The following is an 18,168-nucleotide window of genomic DNA, read 5'->3' as shown; positions in this document are numbered from 1 at the left end:
TACCGCTGTCGCCGCTAGCGTGACGGCCCTGATCTGGCGAGATCTGGTCGGCGTGGCAGCGGCAGGAGGGAACCGGGTCCGAACGATGGATGAGCTGATTCAGCATCGCACGGTAGCGCCGGTAAGGCTACGTTTTGTCCGGAAAGAACATGTCGTGGATCTGGCGATGCCGGTCGATACGCCGCTGGTCGACGTGCTGCCCGTCGTCCTTGCCGAACTCGACCCGCAGGCCGGCGACCACGGCGCCAGCCACGACGGTTGGGTCCTGCAACGGATCGGCGGTCCGCCGCTGGACGAGGAGCGGACCCCGGCCGCCCTCGACCTGCTCGACGGCGACACGGTCCACCTGCTGCCCCGTGCCGCCGCACTACCCCCGATCGGCTACGACGACCTCGTCGACGGGCTCGCCGAGCAGGTCGGGCAGCACCGTGGCACGTGGACGCCGGCCCGGCTGCGGGCACTGCTGCTGTCGTACGGCGGTCTCGCCGTCCTGATCGGGCTACCGGTGCTGGCGCTGGGCGGGCCCTCGGCGTACCAGGGAATCATCGCGGCGGTGGCGGCGATCGTGCTGGTCGGCGCGGCGGGCCTGGTGAGCCGGGCCGCCGCCGACCCGGTGGCCGGCACACTCCTGGCCGGCTGCGCCGCCGCGTACGCCGCCGAGGCCGGCTGGGCGGTGGCCCGGTGGGCCGCGCCGGACGCCGCGTGGACGCTCACCGTCGCCGCCGTGTGTCTCTGCGCGCTGGCGGCGGTCTGTGCCGGCTTCGCCGCCGTCGCGGACGGCGCGGTGCTGTTCACCGGCGCGATCACCGCCCTGCTGCTGACCGGTGCGCCGGCGGTGGTCGCCGCCGCCGGTGGGTTCGACACCCAACGGACCGCCGGCACCGCCCTGGTCACCACGCTGGCGGTGATGATGGTGCTGCCACTGCTGGCGTTCCGCCTCGGCGGGTTGACGCTGCCGATGATGCCGCGCCGGCCGGAGCAGCTCTCCGACGACATCGACCCGGTCCCGTACACGCTGGTGGTGGAGCGCGGCAACGCGGTGGTCGGCCACCAGTCCGCGCTGTTGGTCGGTGTCGGCGTGGCGCAACTCGCGCTGGCCGTGTTCCTCGCGCTGCCCGGCGGCCCGTGGCCCCGCACGCTGGCCCTGATCACGGCCGCCCTGCTCCTGCTGCGCGCCCGACACCTGAGCACCGCCGTCCAGCGGTGGACGGTGGTGGTCCCGGCGACCGTCCTCGTCGTCCTGGTGCTGCTCGGCTTCGCTGGCGAGCAGCCGTTCTACCTGCGCGTCGCGGCGCTGCCCGTGCTCGCCGCGGCCGGACTGGCCTTCCTCGCCGCGAGCACCGCCCTGCCGGGGCGGCGGCTGCGGCCGTACTGGGCGCGGGCCGCCGACATCCTGGAGCTCGTCGTCGCGCTCGCCGTCCTGCCGGTGCTCGGCGCCGTGCTCGGCGTGTACGCCGCCATCCGGGCCTGGGCGGGCTGACGTGCGCTCGCGCAGGGACCAGGTCCAGGCCTACCTCTTCGAGGCCGGCCGGTTGATCGGCGCGCTCATGAAGGGCCGCCCGGAGGGCGACGACCCACCACACCGACGGTTCACCATCGGAGCGGCCGTGGGGCTGCTGCTCAGCGTCCTCATCGCCGCTGGCTTCGGCATCTACGGACTGCTGCGCCCCGGCGGCAGCGACAGGTGGCGCCAGCCCGGTTCGATCATCCTGGTCAAGGAGACCGGAGCGCGGTACCTGCTGCTCGGCGGTGAGCTCCGGCCGGTGCTCAACTACACGTCCGCGGTGCTGATCATGCAGAGCACCGCCCCGGTGCGGTCGGTGTCCCGCAACTCGCTGACCGGGGTGCCCGTCGGCGCGCCGGTGGGGATCCCGGACGCGCCGGACGCCGTACCGACCGGCAAGCAGCTCTACCGGGGCGCGTGGACCGTCTGCACCCGACGCCCGCTGGACCGCACCAAGGCCGAACGCACCACCCTGGTGCTCGACGACGTCGAGGGCCGCGATCCGGGCGCGCTGCTGGTGTCCACCCCGGACAACGCGCTGCACCTGGTGTGGCAGGGGCGCCGCTACCGTCTCGCCGGCGACCAGGTGCGGTTCGCGCTGGGGTACGGCGGCGTCCCCCCGGTCCGGGTCACCGCCGCCTGGCTCAACCCACTCGACTCCGGGCGGGACCTGGTCGTGCCGGCGATCGCCGGGCGGGGCCGGCCAGGGCCGCCCATCGCCGGCGGACCCTCGGTGGTCGGGCAGATCTTTGAGGTGGCGAATCCGGCGCTCGCCACGCGGGAGCTCTATCTCGCCCGCGCGGACGGGCTCGCGCCGATCAGCCGTACGATCGGCGCGCTGCTGCTCGGCGACCCCGCCACCCGCCGCTCGTACCCCGGCTCGACACCACGGCCGATCCCGATCGACGCGGACGCGCTGCACGGGACGCCGGTGCTCGACGGCGGTGAGTACCTCACCGGGTTCCCCGCCGAACCGCCGGCCACGGTCAACGACCTGCGAGGGGCGGTCGCGTGCGTACGGCACACGATCACCAGCGGCAGCGTACGGTCCGAGGCGCTCGCCGTCCCCGACGCGGCACTGGAACGGGCCGTCAGCGCGTCCACCGAGGCGGACGCGGCCGGCCTGGCCGACGAGGTGGTGATGCGGACCGGCAGCGGGATGCTGCTGCGCGATCGACCGGCCCCCGCGGCGGTGCCCACGGGCGTCTACCTGGTGTCGGAGTTCGGGGTGAAGTTCCCGCTGCCCGACGACCAGGCCGTGGCGTCGCTCGGCTACTCCGGCGTGTCCCCCGTGGACGTGCCACGTGAGTTCCTCGCGCTGCTGCCGACCGGGCCGGTGCTCGGCCGCGACGCCGCGCTCGTCGGCCGCACCTGGGGTCGGTGAGCGCGCTCGGGCACACCGCCGCCGCCGAGCAACTCGTCGACCTCGACCGGCGCGAACGTCGTCCGCGCCCACTGCTGCGGGGTGAGCCGGGCGACGAGACCCGACAGCAGCGTCCGGACGCCGGGCGGCGGCGGTTGACCCGGAAGACCGACCAGGATGGTGAGCCGCGTGCCGTCGGTCGGACGCTGGCGCACATCGTCGTGGTCCTTCCCGACGGACGGCGGGCGCACCCACAGGCCCCACGCCGTCGGCTCCACGACCCACCCGTCGTCGAGCCGGAAGGCGTCGCCGTCGGGGGCCAGCCCGGCGACCACCGGTCCAGGGTCGATCGGCACCGGCGGCTGGCCGGGCGCACACCGCAGCCGCGACGTCGGCGGAATCCACCAACCCTGGCCGTCGGGGTCCACCGCCGCCGACACCAGGGCCCGGTCGTCCACGCTGGGCAGGCCGGTCGCGACCTCCACCGGGCGTCCCCACCGCCCGGCGAGCTCGCTCGCGAGATCCACGACCAGCGACAGGGGTACGCCGTACGGCGTCAACAGCAGCGAGGGGTCGAGCGCGTCGAGGACGGTCCGGACCGCGCGCGGATCCGGCGGCGCGAGCCCCGGCCGGCCGACCACCACGACGGGGCGGCCGTCGTCCACGGGGATCGCGTACACCGGGTCGTCGTACGAGGCCGACGCCGACCGGGTGGTCTGCCGGTGCAGCCAGAGACCGGCCGGAATGGAACGTGCGCGCAGTGGACCCGAGGTGTGCCGGGCGACCGTGTCGACCTCGCGTTCCCAGTCCGGGCGCGGATGACGCAGGACGGTGGGATCCGGTGGCCCGGGCTCACCGAACCGCCGCCAGCCATCCGGGGCGTACAGCGTCCCGCCGGGCACCAGCAGGACCGGGCCGTCCGGGGCGTACACATCGGTCGGTAACAGCCGGGAGAGGGCGGCGGCGGGCGAGACGTCGGACTCCGGCGTGGCGCCCGGCCCGAGGGCGGTGCCGGCGCCGGAGAGACCCAGCCGCACGGCCATGCCCGGCCGGACCAGCGCCGGGAGCGCCTCCGTGACGGCCTGCCAATCCTGGTGCCCGGCCACCTCGCCCACGACGGTCACCACACCGGGCTCCGCCGGAAGCTGAGCGGCGGCCACGGCGATGACGCCGTCCGGATCCGGTCCGACGACGGCGAGGCCGTCGGCCAGCCAGCGCAGGGAGCCGGAGAGACGTCGACGCGGGCCGGTGGAGGAGGCTGCGGACGGTGGCATCAGGGGCGGGCCGCCGACCGGCTCGGCCATCGGGGCTGGTCGGGCGTCATGCCGGCGGCGACGGTGGACGGGCGTGGCGCACGCCGCCGGGGGTGGGCATTAGGCGATGGTAGGCGCTGGTTGTTTCCGGTGGGCAACTATCGACTGAGAGTTTGTTGAACCGCTACCCGGGCGGGGACGGCGCGTCGGTGTCCCGACGTACCACGGCCGCCACGACGAGCGCTCCGTCGGGGGCCGTCACGCTGAACCGGTCCACCCGGTCCATCGGGACCGGGCACGCCGTGGTGAGGTCCTGGGCCTGTTCCGTACCGGTCACCCCGGCCATGTCGTAGCTGTTGCCGTCCACGTCGGTGACGTAGAAGCGGTAGCTGCGGTTCGGCTCCAGACCGGACACGGTGGCCCGTACGGCACTGTCGCCGCCGCCCGCCGACACCGTCACCGACAGGACGGCGCCGCTGGCGCTGCCTCCCGAGTCGGCCACCAGCGCGGTTGGCGCGGGCGACGGCGGCCCGAACAGCGCGGCCTGACCGAGCACCCCGCCGACCGCGAGAAGGACCACCAGGACCAGCCCACCCGCGACCATGACGGGCCCGCGACGCAGCGGGCGACGCGGGCGCGAACCCGGCCGGGTCGTCCCGGGTGCCCGGGGCGCGGGCCGTCGGTCCGCGTCGACCCGCGCCGGCGGCCCGGACGTCGTGGCCGTGCGCGCCGCCACGGGGGCGGTCGCCACACCGGCCGGTACGCCGAACTCGGCGATCAGCTCCTGCCGATCCGCGTCGCCGAGGAACGTCAGGGCCAGCACGGCGTCGCCGAGGATCCGGCTCTCGTCCAGGCACTCGGGACAGCGGGCGAGGTGCTCCTCCACCGTCCACCGCTCGCTGCCCGAGATCTGGCCGACGACGTAGAGCGCGACCTTGCCGCGCACCTCCGGTTCGTCACATCCGTTGTCGCCCACTGGGCATCAAGTCCTCATGATCCTGGTCGCCCGCTCCGCACGTTCCGCTGCACCACCTGGAGAACGAGTGTCGCCAGGTGGAGGTTCAGTCGTGGGGCGACTCATCGTCCGCCGCCCGACGTCGACGGCTCCGCGTCCGCGTTCCGTACCGGTTCGTCGCCGGCCGGCGGATCGTCGCGCTCGCCGCCGGCCGTACGACGTGTCGAGCGGCGCAGTCGGACGACCAGCAGGGCGCCGGCCACCAGCGCGGCCAGCAGGACCAGCAGGATGGCGACCTGCGTGATCGTGCTGGCGCCCCCGCCCCCGCCGGCCGTGCCGGTCGACTCCGGCGGCAACGACTCGGTCTCGTCCGGCAGGTCCTCGACGACCGCGGCCTCGGGGTCGATCATGCCGTGGCCGTACGGACTCCCGGCCGGAGATCCGCCCATCTCGTCCGCGGTCACCACGATCCGGCGGGCGACCTGGACGGCCGACAGGCGCGGGTGGGCGGCCCGGACCAGCGCCGCCTCGCCGGCGACCAGTGCCACGGCGTACCGCGTGCCGCTACCGACGAACCCCTTGGTGCCGGTGATGCCGAGGCTGGAGATGTTGACGCCCGGAGCCACGACGTCGACGGTGTCGGTCGCGTACTCCTCGGCCGCCTTGCCGTCGGCGCTGACCCCACCGACCGAGAGCAGGTACTCCGGCAGCAGCGCGGCCGCGCCGGCGTTCTCGGCCCCGGCCGGAGCGCCCGCGACGACCACGATGTCACGTGAGAGCGCCTGGTCGATCGCCTGTCGTACCTTCTCGTCGGTGACCGTGACGTGGTCGCCGAGAGCGATCACGGTGGCACCGGCGGAGGCGGCGACCTCGATCGCCGCGGCCTGGTCGGCCGGTCCCACCGGTCTGCCGTCGGTGGCGATCCGGACCGGCAGCACGACCGCCTCCGGCGCTACGCCGGCGAAACCGCCACCGGCCGGCGCGGCCGCGGCGATCAGACCCGCCATCGCGGTGCCGGTGCCCAGGCAGTCGGCATCACCGCGCCCACGACCGGTGACCAGGTCGGCTCCCTGCGCGACCCGACCGGCCAACTGCGGCAGGCGGCCGTCCACTCCGGAGTCCACGACCGCGACCAGCTGACCGGCACCCCTCGTGCGGGGCCAGACCCGGCTCGCCGCCAACCGGGTCAGGGCCCAGTTGGACGGGTCGCTGGCGACAGCCGCGGCCACGCACTTGCCGCCCGGACGCGACGTCGGCGCCGACCCGGCCGCGCCGGGACCCACCGGGGGGCTCTCCGGACCGCCGGGGGCAGACGACGACGTCGGGGCGGGAGACGCGGCCGGCGGCCGGGTCGGCAGGACGCCGTACTGGACACCGGGCCCGACGGCGTCCCAGGGCAGCACGATGTACCACCCGGCGGTGAGCCGGTCCGGGTCGGTCAGCGCGGCGCCGTCCGGCTGCTGGCGGCCACTGTTGATGTTGAACAACTCCTGCGCCCGCCCGCCGTCGCCCAGGTAACGCTCGGCGATGTCGGTCAGGGTGGGCGCCTTGGTCGCGCCGCCCGCCGTGACCGTGGCGTAGAGGACGTACTCGTCGGCCGCCGCCGCCGAGCCCGGCGTCAGCACGACGAGCAGCGCGGCCACCAGTCCGGCCGCCGCCCAGCGCCGGATCGATCGGACCGTCACCGGAACCCTCCCCGGGGGGTGTTCCACAAGGGAGGGCGAACCGGCCCTAAAGCGTGAAGTCACGTTTCACCAGTTCCTCATGCAGCGCCCGCAGCGCGTAGAAGGTCCGGGACTTGACCGTTCCCTCGGGAACGGACAGGTTACGGGCCGCCTCGGCGACCGAACTCTCCCGGAAGTAGATCTCGACGAGCGTCCCGCGCAGCCGCTCCGGCAGCGACGCCACCGCCTCCCGCACGGTCCGCGCGTTCAACAGCCGATCGACGTCGTCGTCGGCCACCTGACGTTCCGCCACGCGCTCGTCGAGGACCTCGGTCGACCGGCCCTGCACCGACCGCATGTGGTCGATGGCGATGCGCCGGGCGACGGTCAGCAGCCAGCCTCGGCTCCACTGCCCGTCGGCCGTACGCGCCTGCGGATGGTTCCAGGCGCGAACCAGTGTCTCCTGGAGGATGTCCTCGGCCAGGGCACGGTTCCCCATGGTCATGCGCGACAGGTAGTTGAGCAGGATCGGACCATGGGTCCGATACGCAACCCGTAACGCCTCGTCATCCGCCGGAGGCTGTGACAACTCACCGGACGCCGCCTGCGCGGTGGCCTGATCCACGGAAACCATAACGATGCCGCCGAATGCCGGGTTCACGGACGAGGGGACCCTACCGACACCTGTCGTGTCCATTGGGGATCGGGACCTGTGCAAACAGCGTTCAAACCCACGATGTGTCGTACGTCACACCGCCTTCTCCGGGTCCTCCACGACGTTCGCCGCCGCGACGACCGAACCTCCCACCTCCCACACGCTGAGGTACGCGAGGTCGTCGACCGGCACCGTCGCCGCGCCCGACCAGTCGGTGGACCCACCGTCCCCGGGCAGCTCGCCGAGCAGCTCCAGGTCACCGTGCACGGTGCCGACGTACACCTGGTAGGTGGTGCCCGGGGCGAGCCCGACGACGGTCAGCTCCACGCGCACGCTGTCACCACCGCCGCGCAGCACGGCACGTAGGTCGACCGGCGCCGTGTCGCCGGAGGCGGCGGTCGCCACGATCGGGTTCCGCCCGTCGGCCGACGGCCAGGGGGCAAGGACCGCACCGGCGGTCAGGGTCATGGTGAGCAGGACCAACGAGACGGGAAAGCGGACCGACCTGCGGCGCGGCCGCCGGTGCGAGTGCGGGCCCCGGGCGAGGGGGCCGGTGGCGGGGCGAGGTGGCAGGTAACCGTCGGGACGGGACGCGAGGGCGGCGACGGGCGCGTACGGCAGGGCCGGTCGGTACGACAGGGCCGGTCGGTACGACACGGCCGCGCGGTACGGCGGCGCGGGAACGCTGAACACCGGGCTGGCGGACTCGACGGGTCGCGGCACCAGGTGCTCGGAGGCCTCCGGCGGGGACACCGGACGCCGCTGTGGCTCGAACCACGGTGGCGTCGCCACCACGGGCGCGGGACGGCCGGCCGGTTCGAGAGCCGGCCTCGACGGACCGCCGGGCGGGAGCGCCGTCCGCTCCGGGGCGCTGGGAGGCGGTGTGCCGGGGGCGCCGAAGAGTTGTGCCGGAGGGCGGGGCCGCGCCACGGCGGGGGAGGCGAACGAGTCGTACGGAGAGACACCGGGAGCGGAACGCAGCACCTCGAGCAGCCCGACGACCCGGGCGATGTCGTCGCGCTCGGACCGGCACGACGGACATTCGGTCAGATGGCGCGCCACCTCCGAGCGTTCCGCGTCGTCGACCCGACCGATAGTGAGAAGACCGACCTGCGCGCGCATGATGGCGTCCTCGCAGTACATCTCACTCACCCCGCCCCGCCACGTGGCCGGTGTCCCAACCGGCGTCGCCGCCGACCGACCAGCCCGCGTCCAGAGCGCCGCCGATGAGGCTGAGAATGCCGGTACGCCCCAGCAGCCCGTCCACGGCTATCGCGCACTCGTGCGCCGGCGGCAGCGCGACCAGGCCGGAAACCGGGGCGGCCGCGGTGGCGGGCTCCACGAGCTGCCGCAGCAGGGCCAACCGGTTGACGAGATCCGCCGCCAGCTCACCGATGGCGGAGCCCGGGTCGACCTCGTACGGTGTGCCGGTCATCGGTTCTCACCCGCGACCATCTCGAGGTCGCGACGCGCGGGCGCGGCGGGCGACCTCAGCTCGGCGACGATGTCGTTCAGCGCGTCGTCGAGCATCCGAGCGTAGATGTCGAATCCGACGAGCAGTGCCTGGAACCGTAGGGGGGACATGCGCAGCCGCTCGGGGTCTAGCCGACCAAGATGGACACGAAGCCGATCGACCTGTTCACCGATCTCCAGGACGGCGGCACGGCATCGGTCGGCGACATTGCCCTCGCCGGACGAATACGGTGTAATTCCGCTCATAATGCCTCCACACTCAGGAGTTCACCATGGAAACGAAGGGCGGGGCTCCGCTGTTCACGATCCGCGCCACGGATCGCGGCAAAGTGCCCGCGGTCCTGGCCGCCGTGGTGATCGGGCTGCTCCTGACGTGGGGGCCGACCCGGGACGCGCACGCCGCGCCGGCTCCCTCGGCCACGGCCACGGCCACGGCCGAGAAGTTCTATGTGGTCGGCGATCCGGTCGACGGCCGGCGTGAGTTCCTCTTCGCGATCGCCGCACAGACCCTCGGGGACGGCAAGCGCTACCGCGAGATCTTCGAGCTCAACCGCGGACGAGCGCAGCCGGACGGCCGCGTCATGGACGACCCGACGGTCCTCGAACCCGGCTGGATCCTGCTGCTGCCAGCCGACGCGCGCGGCCCCGGTGTGCGAACCGGACCACTACCGCCCGTCGCGCCGGCGTCCACCCCGCCGTCGCCCGGGGCCCCGGACTCATCCGCCGACGCCGGGCCGCGTACCGACGAGGGCGGCACGTCTCCCACCCTGCTGGTCACCCTGACCGCTCTACTCCTGGCCGCGCTGGCCGTACCCCTGCTGGTCCTGCGCTCCCGCCGTGCCCCGACGCCGGCCGGCCCGTCCCGCCGGGCCGCCGGCGGACGCCGCGACCGCACCACGGGTACGAACGCCGACGCGCCCGCCGTCGGCGTCGTCGCCGTGCCCGCCGCCTCCACCGTGGACCCGGCGCCCGCGCCGCCGGTCACCACCCGCCCCTCCGCCGCACCCGTGGCGTCCACGGCACCGCCGTCTGACGACGCGCGGCCGCCCGCCGCCACCCGGCTCGCGCCCGCCGACAACCCCGACGCGCCACTCGTCCCGAGGCTGTCCGACCCGACCCCTGGCGCGCCCTCGGGCACCATTGCGACATCCGCCACGCCGGCGGCCTCCACGGCCGAACCCCACCGGCCGCCGCTGTCCGCCGCACCACCGGCACCGGCAGCTCCGGCCCCGGCCCCGGCCCCGGCTCCGGCTCCGGCTCCACAGAGCATCGCCCGGCACTCCCCCGCATCCGATCCGGCCGGGCCTTCGCCGGTAGTGCCACCCCGCACCTCGGCACCGACCGCCGGGCCATCGACCGCCCCGCCGCGAACCGTCGACCCGTCGACGACGGGGTCGACCTCGACCGGGCCGCGTGCCACCGGGCCGCATGCCACCGGTCCACGCGACGTCGAGCCATCGACGGTAAAGCCGGGGGCCGCCGGATCAGGTGAGGCCGCGCCGAAGCCCACCACGCCGCCGCCCGCCGACTCGGCGCCCACCGCACCGCCGCCCGTCGAGTCGGGGCCCACCGCGTCGAAGCCCACCGCGCCGCGGCCGGCCGAGTCGGAGCAGGCCGGGCCGCAGCGGGTCGTGCCGCCGGGCCCGAAGCCCGTGGCGTCACCGACCGCCGCGACCCGGGTCGTCGCGCCGCGACCGCTCAGCCCGGCCCCGACCGCCGCGCCGCAGCCGGTCACACCACTGACGCCCACCACGCCGCCGACGCGCGTGTCGCCCCCGATCGCCGCGGCCCGCCCGACACCCGTACCCGGGCCCCGGCAGCCGCCGGACGACGCCCCGCTCGTGCCGGCCGAGCCGTCCACACCGCCTGACGAACTCCCGTCGGTCGGCGACGAGCAGGCCACCGATCCGGCGACGCAGACGCCCGCGCCGGTGGTCGCCGGACTGCGGCGTGCCATCGTGCTGCCAGCCGGTGACCTTCAACGTGTGGCAGGCATCGGATCGCTCGCGGCGACCATGCCCGGCTGGTTCCCACCCCTGGTCGCCGACCTGACCACCGGCACGGCCGCCACGACCGTCCGGCTGGTCGGCGCACGGCCGGCACGCTGGGGCTCGGCCTACGGCTGGCTCGAGGACGGCTGGAACCCGCCGCCGTCGAGCATCCCCGTCGTGCTCGGCGAGCGCGACGGACGTCGCCTCTGGGTCGACCTGGCGGCCGCCCCGGACGTCCTCACCCTCGGCGGCGATCCGGACGCGAGCCGGTGGCTGGGCGTACGGCTGCTCACCCAGCTCGCGCCGGCCGTCGACGTCGTGGTGATCGGTGACGCGCTCGGCGCGGAGCCACTGCCGGAGCGGACCCGTCGGCTCGCGTCCCTGGCGGAGCTGGCACGGCTGGACCCGGCACCGCTGCGGGTGGTGTTCTGCCCGGCGACGTCCGTGGGAACTCTGTGGCGGGAGCGCCGCTCGCTGACGCCGGTCGGGCACCGTACCGTGCCGGTGGTGATCGGTGCGGCCCCGGCGGCCCGATGGTCCGTGCGCGCGATGGCTGAAGGGCTGGCGACATGATGCGACAGGCCGCGGAACCGGTGGTCGACGTGGTGACGCGGGGCCTGGACGACCGCCCCTCGCCCGTTCCCGGCCTCGCCGACCTGGCGCTGGTCCGCTGCGACGAGGGCGGGCTGGCCACGCCGGAGGATCCGGTGACCGCGCTGTCCGTCGACGCCCTGGCCGATCTCGCCCGCGAGGCCGGCGCCGGGGAGCGGGACCTACGGGTGCTGATGGACGACGGCGCGCGGCAGGCGGCGGTGTTCGCCCGGCTGGCGGACGCCCTGGGCAGTGATGTGCTGGTGACCCCGACCGGTGCGACGGTCCAGCCGGTGGCCGCGGCCGGAGGCCGGACCGAGGCGGTACCGGTGAACCGGGCCAGCGGCGAGGTGGTCGACTGGGTGCTGGTGCAGCCCGCGTCGCTGCGTACGTCGCTGCCGGGCTGGTACGACCTGGCGGGCGGTCTCGTCCTGCAACGCGGCGGCCTCGTCACCCTGCCCCTGCCGAACGGCCTGGAATTCGCCGACCGGGAGAGCTACGTCGTACGACGGGCGGCGGCGGCCCGCCTGGGAGCGGCGCACCCGGATCTGGCGACGGTGGCCCTCGCCACCCGGGGCGGCGGGTTCGTGCTCTCCACCTATCGGGGACGCAGCGCGGTGCACGGTGCCGACGAGGTCGCCGCCGCGCTGTCGTCGATCCCGCTGCACGGTGGTGACCTGCGGCTGTGGCTGCGCTGGCCGGTGGACGAGGCGGAGCAGCGGCTGCTCGACGCCCAGGTGCACGCGCTGGCCGAGGCGACCGGCGCGACGGTGTGGACCCCACCGGTCGGCGCGGAGGCGGTGCTACTCAAGGGATGCCGGGACCTGGCCGCGCGGGACCGGTCCGGGCAGCCGGTGCCGTGGCGGGCGGCCCGTCCCCCGTACGCCACGGGGGAGCCGGTGTTCGACACCGACCTGGACGGGCGCCTCACCCCGGCGGACGGCGTCACGACGGCCTCGGCCGGCGCGGTGGCGCTGATGAGCACGTCGCGGCAGCGCGAGGCGGCGACGCGCGACCGGTACCGGGGGTTGGGCGCCGAGCCGGGTCTGACGTTCGTCGACCTGACGATCCTGGAGGACGGCCGGCTGGGGCTGCGGCACGGGGACGGCGGTGTCCTGGCCACCGGCACCGCCCAGTTGCGACGGTTGTTGGAGATGGCCGGCTGGGACGGCGGCGACCTGCTGGTGCTCACCCCGGTGCCGCCGGAGCGGGCGGACGGTCTGCACGAGCACCTGCGGGTGCTGGAGGAGGAGTTGGGCGTCGAGGTGTGGTCGCTCACGCCGGGCGCCGTGGTGTCCGTACAGGAGGGACTGCCGCGGGCCGTCGACGAGCGGCGGCTTCCCGCGCGCTGGCAGCGCGCGGCCTCCGCCGGCCCGGATCCGGACGACAGCCGGTGGCGCAACGACGACGGCTGGTTGGTCTCCCTGCGGCGGCAGGTCCCGGAGCTGTCGCCCGGCGGCGGCGTGGTGGAGCCGGCCGCGACGGCCCCGGCGACGGCCGGACCGCTGCCGCCGCCGAGTCCCCGGCCGTCGCTGACGGTGTCCGCCCGGGGCCGGCGGCCGCACGGCGTCCGCTGGCTGCCGGAGCGGCCCGAGGTCAACGCGACGCCGGTACGGCTGTGGCTGTCGTCGCCGTGGCCGGCGCAGCGCGTCGCGGTCGAGGGGGTGCCGTCGGCGAACCTCCATCTGGTCGGCCACCTTGCCGGCGACGGGCTGGCCCGGTCCGGTCCACACCAACATCTGCTGGCGCTGCGGGTCGAGGCGGGTGGGGCGGTGCACCTGGGCGGGCCCGGTGTCGACCTGCCCGCCGACCTGCGCCATCAGGCGACCGACGGGACGTTCCTGCTGCCGGCGGGCTGGTTGGACCTGGCCCGTCTCGAACAGGGCTACCGGGTGGACGAGGCCGGGCAGCCGCGCGATCCGGTCGAGTTGCCCGCCAACCCGCTGACGCTGCGGTGCGCCGGTGCCCGGCACGGCACGGACGGCCTGCCCAACGAGGTCGTCTTCGCGCCGCGCGGCGGACGGATGTGGGCGGTGGTGCCGGACCGACCGGACCCCTCGGGTACGGACGACGACCTCCTGGTGCTGCTGGCGCGGCGTCCCGGAGTCCGCGCCGGCCACCGGCTGGTGCGGTTGCGGGTCGCGCCGAACCGGGCGGTGGACGTACTGGCCAGCGCCGCCGCGTTGGCGGGCCTGACCTCGGTGCGGTCCCGGCTGCCGGAGCTGGTGGCGGACGGGGTGACGATGCTGCTGCCCAGCCGGTACTACGAGCGGACGACGGTGGACCAGGTGCTGCACGCGGAGAACGACCGCTGGCGGCCCCGGGCCAAGGGCATCGAGCTGCCGCTGTCCAGCCTCATCGCCCCGGAACGGCGCTGACCGGGTCGACCTGCCCGGGGAACGTTCCGGCCAGCACGGCGGTGGCCAGCTCGACGCGGGAGCGGTAGCCCGTCCGGGCGAACAGGCGGCTCAGCCGGCCCTCGACGCTCTTCTCGCTGGTCTGCGTCGCCGCCGCCAGCTCCCGGTTGGACAGTCCCTCGGCGACCAGGACGGCGAGCAGGAGATCGCCCTCGGCGACGGTCTCGGCGCGGCCGGCGACCGGGGCGCCCCGGTGCCGGGCGAACTGCCGCAGGCGGGACCGGTGCAGCAGCGCCCCGAGCGCGCCGAGGATGTCGTACGCCTCGGCGAGCAGGCCCGGGTCCGCGCCCGCCCAGCGCACCGCGCGTTCCAGAGTGCGGGCCACCTCGTACGGTCGTTCCTGTCGTCGCGTCCACTCCATGGCCTCGGCGGCCGCGTCGGCGTCCCCGTCGACGATCAGGCGGACCACGGCTGCCGGGTACGCGGGCAGCGTCGCCGCTCGCGCCGCCCGGGCGGTGGCGGGGTCGCCGTGTTCGGTCGCCAGTTCGGCGGCGAGCACCCACAGCTCGCCGCCGGTCGACAGCTCCAGCGCGTCCCGTACCACCCCGGCGGCCGCCGCCGGATCACCGAGGGCCCGGCGCAGGTCGGCGCGGACCGCTGCCAGCAGGTGCGGCGGCTGGTCGGCGGCGGCGTCCAGCAGGGCTCGGGCCCGGGCCGGCCGGCCCTGGGCGAGCAGCACCTCGGCGGCCACGCGGGCGACCGGCACGTCCGTTCCGGGCTGCCCGGCCGCCTCGGCGAGCAGCGCCCCGTCGAGGGCGGCGGTCCAGCGACCCGCCCGGAAGTCCAGGACGCACCGGTCGGCCAGGGAGAGCCGGGCGGGCCGACCACCGGCGCGTACGCGGGCGAGGGCCGCGACGGGCCGCCCGGGGTCGACCCACGTGCCGGCCTCGACGAGACGGTCGGGCAGGTCGTGTGGATCGGGTACGGCGGAGCTGTCGCCCCCGAGCGCCTCGGCCGCGACCTGGGCGGTGCGGTGTCGCTCGTACGGACCGAGGTCGGCGGCGAGGGCGAGGGCCAGGGCCGGCGGGGTGACCGTCCAACCGCCCGGCCGGGCCCGGGTGACTCCCTCGGTACGGACGACGGCGAGCTGCCGGTCCACCTCGTCCGGGGTCAGTCCGAGGGCCTGTCCGATGAGGGCGGGCGCGGCCGGGCCGAACGGTTGCAGCACGGCGAGGGCACGCGCCACCGCGCGCGCCGACCGGTCGAGCCGACGTACCGGCCGCAGCAGTTGGTGTCCGGTCGGGATGACCGGGACCGCGCCCGGGTCGCGAAGGCCGGCGCGGCCGTCGGCCACGACGAGCTGCCCGGTGTCGCGGTATCCGGCGACGACCGCGTCGATCGCAGCGGGCACGCCGGCGCCGTAGCGGCGCAGCGCGGCGGCCAGATCCTCGTGCGGGGTGGCGCGCAGCAGCCGGGCGGCGATCGCCTCGGCCTCGGCCGCGGGTTGTGGGCGCAGCGCCACGATGCGGGCGCGCATCCCGGGCCGGGGGCGCGGGACGGCCGGCCCACCGCCGGTCCGGAGGGCGGCCACGCACCGCATCGCCGAGCCCGCCGGGTCGTCCAGCACGTCGCCGATCGCCTCCGCCGACTCCGGGTCGGCCCACTGGGCGTCGTCGAGGACGAGGAGCAGGCCGGATCGTCGGCGCAGGGCGGCGGTGAGGGCGGCCGCCGGCGGCTCGGCCACCCGGCCGGATCCACGGGCCGGACTGAGCGCGGCGAGGATGCGTCCGGCCAGGTACCACGGCTCGTGGCGGTCCTCCGGCGCCAGGCGCAGCGCCAGCACCCGCGCGCCGTCCCGGGCGGCGGCGTCGGCGGTGGCCCGCAGCGCATGGGTACGGCCGACGCCGGGCGGCCCGGTGACCAGGGTGAGCGCCGGCCCGCCGCGCAGGTCCACGGCCGTCACGCGTCACCGGCGAAGTCGGCGGCGGTGAGCAGGCGCATGTCGGCGTCGGTGAGCCGGTCGGAGGTGGCGAGCCGGGACGCCTGCCGGTCGGCCATCCGTTCGAACACCTTGCGGGCGGTGCGGCCGTTGCCGAACGTCCCGGTCCTGGGGATCGCCTCGAAGTGCGTCAGGAGCAGCTCGGCCGCCTCGGCGTCCAGGTGGTAGTCGTGCCGGCGGCACTGCTCCTCGACGATGGTCACCAGCTCGGCGGCGCTGTAGCTGAGGAACTCGATGGTCCGGCTGAACCGCGATTCGAGGCCGGGGTTGGTGTCGAGGAAACGCTGCATCTCGGCGGAGTAGCCGGCGGCGATCACCACGATGTCCTCGCGGTGGTCCTCCATGAGCTTCACCAGCGTGTCGATCGCCTCGCGACCGAAGTCGGGGCCGGTGCCGCCCCGGCCGGTGCTGAGCGTGTACGCCTCGTCGATGAACAGCACCCCACCGAGGGCACGGTTGAACGCCTCGGTGGTCTTGATCGCGGTGCCGCCGATGATCTGGGCGACCAGGTCGGCGCGGGCCACCTCGACGAGGTGACCGGAGCGCAGGACCCGGAGGTCGGCGAGGATCGCGCCGTAGAGCCGGGCGACGGTCGTCTTGCCGGTGCCGGGCGGCCCCGCGAAGACGAGGTGCCGGGCCATGGGCGGGGCGCTGAGCCCGGCCTCCTTGCGGCGTTGCGACATCTTGTTGAGGTTGACCAGCGACGACACCTCGTGCTTGACGCTCTGCAGGCCGACCAGGTCGTGCAGTTCGGCCAGCGGGTCACCGGCGCGGCGGATCTCGGCGCGGTCCGCCGGGGCCGTCGCGGCGTACGCGGTGGCGGTGGCGGCAGCGGTGGTGCCGTACGCGTCCGGCGCGCCGTTGCGGGCGCTGCTGAACCCGTCCACGGTCAGTTCGCCCGGCACCAGCTGGCGCAGCCCGGATCCGCGGTTGTCGTGCGCCGCGCAGCCGGTCAGCCGCACCGGCTCGGCGGTGGCGACGGTGACCCCGTTGCCCGCGTTGCCGTGGAACTCCGACTCCGCGACAACCCCGGACGCGTCGGCGGCCACCGCGCACCCGTCGGCCCGGCCGTCGTGCACCCGGCACCGGGTCAGGGACAGCTCGGCCCCGGCGGCGGCCTCCACGCCGGGGCCGCCGGACCCGGCGATGTCGGCGTCGGTGCAGGTGAGGGTTGCCCCGGCGACCCGCAGGCCGGCGGCCGTGGCACCGCGCAGGCTGAGCCCGCTGACCGTGGTACGCGCCCCGTCCTCGACGACCAGACCGTGGCTGCCCGGTGAGTCCACGGTGACGTTCTCCAGGGTGCCGCGCGCGGCGCCGGTGACCACGATGGCCGTACCGGGGCAGCCGGACACCTGGAGGCGTCGGAAGAACGGGTCGGCGCCGCCGTCGATGCGTACCGCCGAGTCGCCGCCGCCGTCGACCTCCAGTTCGGCGAACTCGGGTGTGGAGCGTTCGTCGACGCTGACCGCCGTGGCGCCGGCCCCGACGACCGCGCACCGCTCGACGACACCCGCGGCCTGCCCGACGAAGCGGAGGCCGTGCCGACCGGGGGAACGCACCGCCAACCGCGTCAGCCGTGGAGCACACCGGCCGCTGACGAACACGCCGTCGTGCGCGTTGCCGCTGATCGCGCTGTCCTCGATGGACACCGCACCGGTGGTCGCCAGGTACGCGCCGATGCTGTCGCCGCCGGTGACGGTCAACCGCCGGATCACCGCCGCGGCCTGCTGCTCCACGGCGAGGGCCGGTTTACCGGCGGCGATGATCTCGCAGTCCTCCAGGTCGAGGGACGCGCGCCCGTTGAGACACACCCCGTTGCCGCCCGCGCCCTGCACGGTGCTGGCCCGCATCCGCAGCACGCCGCTCTCGCCGACGACCACGCCGGAGGTGCCCAGTTGGACGAGCCGGCAGTCGTCGAGGACGGTGCCGGTCGCGGCGGTGACCACCACCCCCGCGCCGGTCTGGTTGGTGACGCGGCTGCCGCGCATGGTGAGCGAGGCCCGGCCGAGGACGAAGACGGTCGCCCAGGAGCCGGCGGACAGCTCGCACTCGGTGACGCCGAGCTGTCCGGCCTCGAAGGCGACGGCGGGGCTGTCCGCGTCGAGCGCCTCGATGGTCAGCGCGTTGAGTGCCGCCGACTCGGCGGTCAGCACGACGGCCGGGCCGCTGGCAGCGGTGATCTTGACGGTGCCCGGCCCCTCCTCGGCGGTCACCGTGACCACCTTGTCCAGGAGCAGGTTCTCCGGGTAGTGGCCCGGCGCCACCATGATGAGCGCGCCGGGCTCCGCCTTCTGCAACGCCTCGCGGATGCTGCGGCTGGCCGCTGGGGCGGTCCGGGAGACGAGGATCCTCTTGCTTCTCAC

At 75.4% G+C, this 18,168-nt stretch carries 13 protein-coding genes; 4 read left to right on the top strand and 9 right to left on the bottom strand.

Going from position 1 to position 18,168, the window contains the following annotated elements:
* Positions 1-85 precede the first annotated feature (85 nt).
* Both eccD and eccB read left to right on the top strand, forming a co-directional pair.
* Complete coding sequence (eccD, locus tag ABZ272_RS01915) at positions 86-1,480, top strand: type VII secretion integral membrane protein EccD (protein WP_355047995.1); 1,395 nt, start codon at positions 86-88, stop codon at positions 1,478-1,480.
* Position 1,481: 1 nt separating this feature from the next.
* Positions 1,482-2,888, top strand: coding sequence for a type VII secretion protein EccB (eccB, locus tag ABZ272_RS01910; RefSeq protein WP_355047994.1), 1,407 nt, complete (start codon positions 1,482-1,484; stop codon positions 2,886-2,888).
* Here the strand turns inward: eccB and ABZ272_RS01905 are convergent.
* The 7 genes from ABZ272_RS01905 to ABZ272_RS01875 form a co-directional block, all read right to left on the bottom strand.
* Positions 2,777-4,171, bottom strand: coding sequence for a hypothetical protein (locus tag ABZ272_RS01905; RefSeq protein ID WP_355047993.1), 1,395 nt, complete (start codon positions 4,169-4,171; stop codon positions 2,777-2,779). The two genes, eccB and ABZ272_RS01905, sit on opposite strands and share 112 nt — an antisense overlap.
* Positions 4,172-4,304: 133 nt before the next feature.
* Positions 4,305-5,096, bottom strand: coding sequence for a zf-HC2 domain-containing protein (locus tag ABZ272_RS01900; RefSeq protein WP_355047992.1), 792 nt, complete (start codon positions 5,094-5,096; stop codon positions 4,305-4,307).
* Positions 5,097-5,197: 101 nt separating this feature from the next.
* The gene (locus ABZ272_RS01895) at positions 5,198-6,760 is read right to left on the bottom strand and encodes a S8 family serine peptidase (protein ID WP_355047991.1); all 1,563 of its coding nucleotides are present in this window, start codon (positions 6,758-6,760) and stop codon (positions 5,198-5,200) included.
* 46 nt (positions 6,761-6,806) lie between these two features.
* Complete coding sequence (locus ABZ272_RS01890; protein ID WP_355048246.1) at positions 6,807-7,328, bottom strand: sigma-70 family RNA polymerase sigma factor; 522 nt, start codon at positions 7,326-7,328, stop codon at positions 6,807-6,809.
* 159 nt (positions 7,329-7,487) lie between these two features.
* On the bottom strand, positions 7,488-8,537 hold the full coding sequence (locus tag ABZ272_RS01885; RefSeq protein ID WP_355047990.1) for a hypothetical protein: 1,050 nt from the start codon (positions 8,535-8,537) through the stop codon (positions 7,488-7,490).
* A gap of 1 nt (position 8,538) precedes the next feature.
* Complete coding sequence (locus tag ABZ272_RS01880) at positions 8,539-8,829, bottom strand: hypothetical protein (RefSeq protein WP_355047989.1); 291 nt, start codon at positions 8,827-8,829, stop codon at positions 8,539-8,541.
* On the bottom strand, positions 8,826-8,978 hold the full coding sequence (locus tag ABZ272_RS01875) for a hypothetical protein (protein ID WP_355047988.1): 153 nt from the start codon (positions 8,976-8,978) through the stop codon (positions 8,826-8,828). Before ABZ272_RS01875 ends, ABZ272_RS01880 begins: the two co-directional genes overlap by 4 nt.
* Positions 8,979-9,139: 161 nt before the next feature.
* Between ABZ272_RS01875 and ABZ272_RS01870 the strand changes: the two genes are divergently transcribed.
* Both ABZ272_RS01870 and ABZ272_RS01865 read left to right on the top strand, forming a co-directional pair.
* A complete protein-coding gene (locus tag ABZ272_RS01870; RefSeq protein ID WP_355047987.1) occupies positions 9,140-11,431 on the top strand; it encodes a hypothetical protein in 2,292 nt (763 codons plus the stop codon).
* Positions 11,428-13,827: a hypothetical protein gene (locus ABZ272_RS01865; protein WP_355047986.1), complete on the top strand. Its 2,400-nt coding sequence runs from the start codon at positions 11,428-11,430 to the stop codon at positions 13,825-13,827. The genes ABZ272_RS01870 and ABZ272_RS01865 overlap by 4 nt, the downstream gene beginning before the upstream one ends.
* Here ABZ272_RS01865 and ABZ272_RS01860 read toward each other — a convergent pair.
* Both ABZ272_RS01860 and ABZ272_RS01855 read right to left on the bottom strand, forming a co-directional pair.
* Positions 13,805-15,769, bottom strand: a complete 1,965-nt coding sequence (locus ABZ272_RS01860; protein WP_355047985.1) for an AAA family ATPase — start codon at positions 15,767-15,769, stop codon at positions 13,805-13,807. The genes ABZ272_RS01865 and ABZ272_RS01860 overlap by 23 nt on opposite strands.
* The gene (locus ABZ272_RS01855) at positions 15,766-18,168 is read right to left on the bottom strand and encodes a right-handed parallel beta-helix repeat-containing protein (RefSeq protein ID WP_355047984.1); all 2,403 of its coding nucleotides are present in this window, start codon (positions 18,166-18,168) and stop codon (positions 15,766-15,768) included. Before ABZ272_RS01855 ends, ABZ272_RS01860 begins: the two co-directional genes overlap by 4 nt.

It is taken from the genome of Micromonospora sp. NPDC005979 (assembly GCF_040614415.1).
Lineage (GTDB): Bacteria > Actinomycetota > Actinomycetes > Mycobacteriales > Micromonosporaceae > Micromonospora.
This window is presented reverse-complemented; position numbering and strand designations above follow the sequence as displayed.

What these genes read in the sequence shown, in the direction of transcription:
- ABZ272_RS01865 (WP_355047986.1), top strand. Translation starts at nt 11,428, where the DNA reads ATGATGCGACAGGCCGCGGAACCGGTGGTCGACGTGGTGACGCGGGGC.
- ABZ272_RS01880 (WP_355047989.1), bottom strand. Translation starts at nt 8,829, where the DNA reads ATGACCGGCACACCGTACGAGGTCGACCCGGGCTCCGCCATCGGTGAG.
- ABZ272_RS01870 (WP_355047987.1), top strand. Translation starts at nt 9,140, where the DNA reads ATGGAAACGAAGGGCGGGGCTCCGCTGTTCACGATCCGCGCCACGGAT.
- ABZ272_RS01905 (WP_355047993.1), bottom strand. Translation starts at nt 4,171, where the DNA reads ATGGCCGAGCCGGTCGGCGGCCCGCCCCTGATGCCACCGTCCGCAGCC.
- ABZ272_RS01875 (WP_355047988.1), bottom strand. Translation starts at nt 8,978, where the DNA reads ATGTCCCCCCTACGGTTCCAGGCACTGCTCGTCGGATTCGACATCTAC.
- ABZ272_RS01885 (WP_355047990.1), bottom strand. Translation starts at nt 8,537, where the DNA reads ATGTACTGCGAGGACGCCATCATGCGCGCGCAGGTCGGTCTTCTCACT.
- eccD (WP_355047995.1), top strand. Translation starts at nt 86, where the DNA reads ATGGATGAGCTGATTCAGCATCGCACGGTAGCGCCGGTAAGGCTACGT.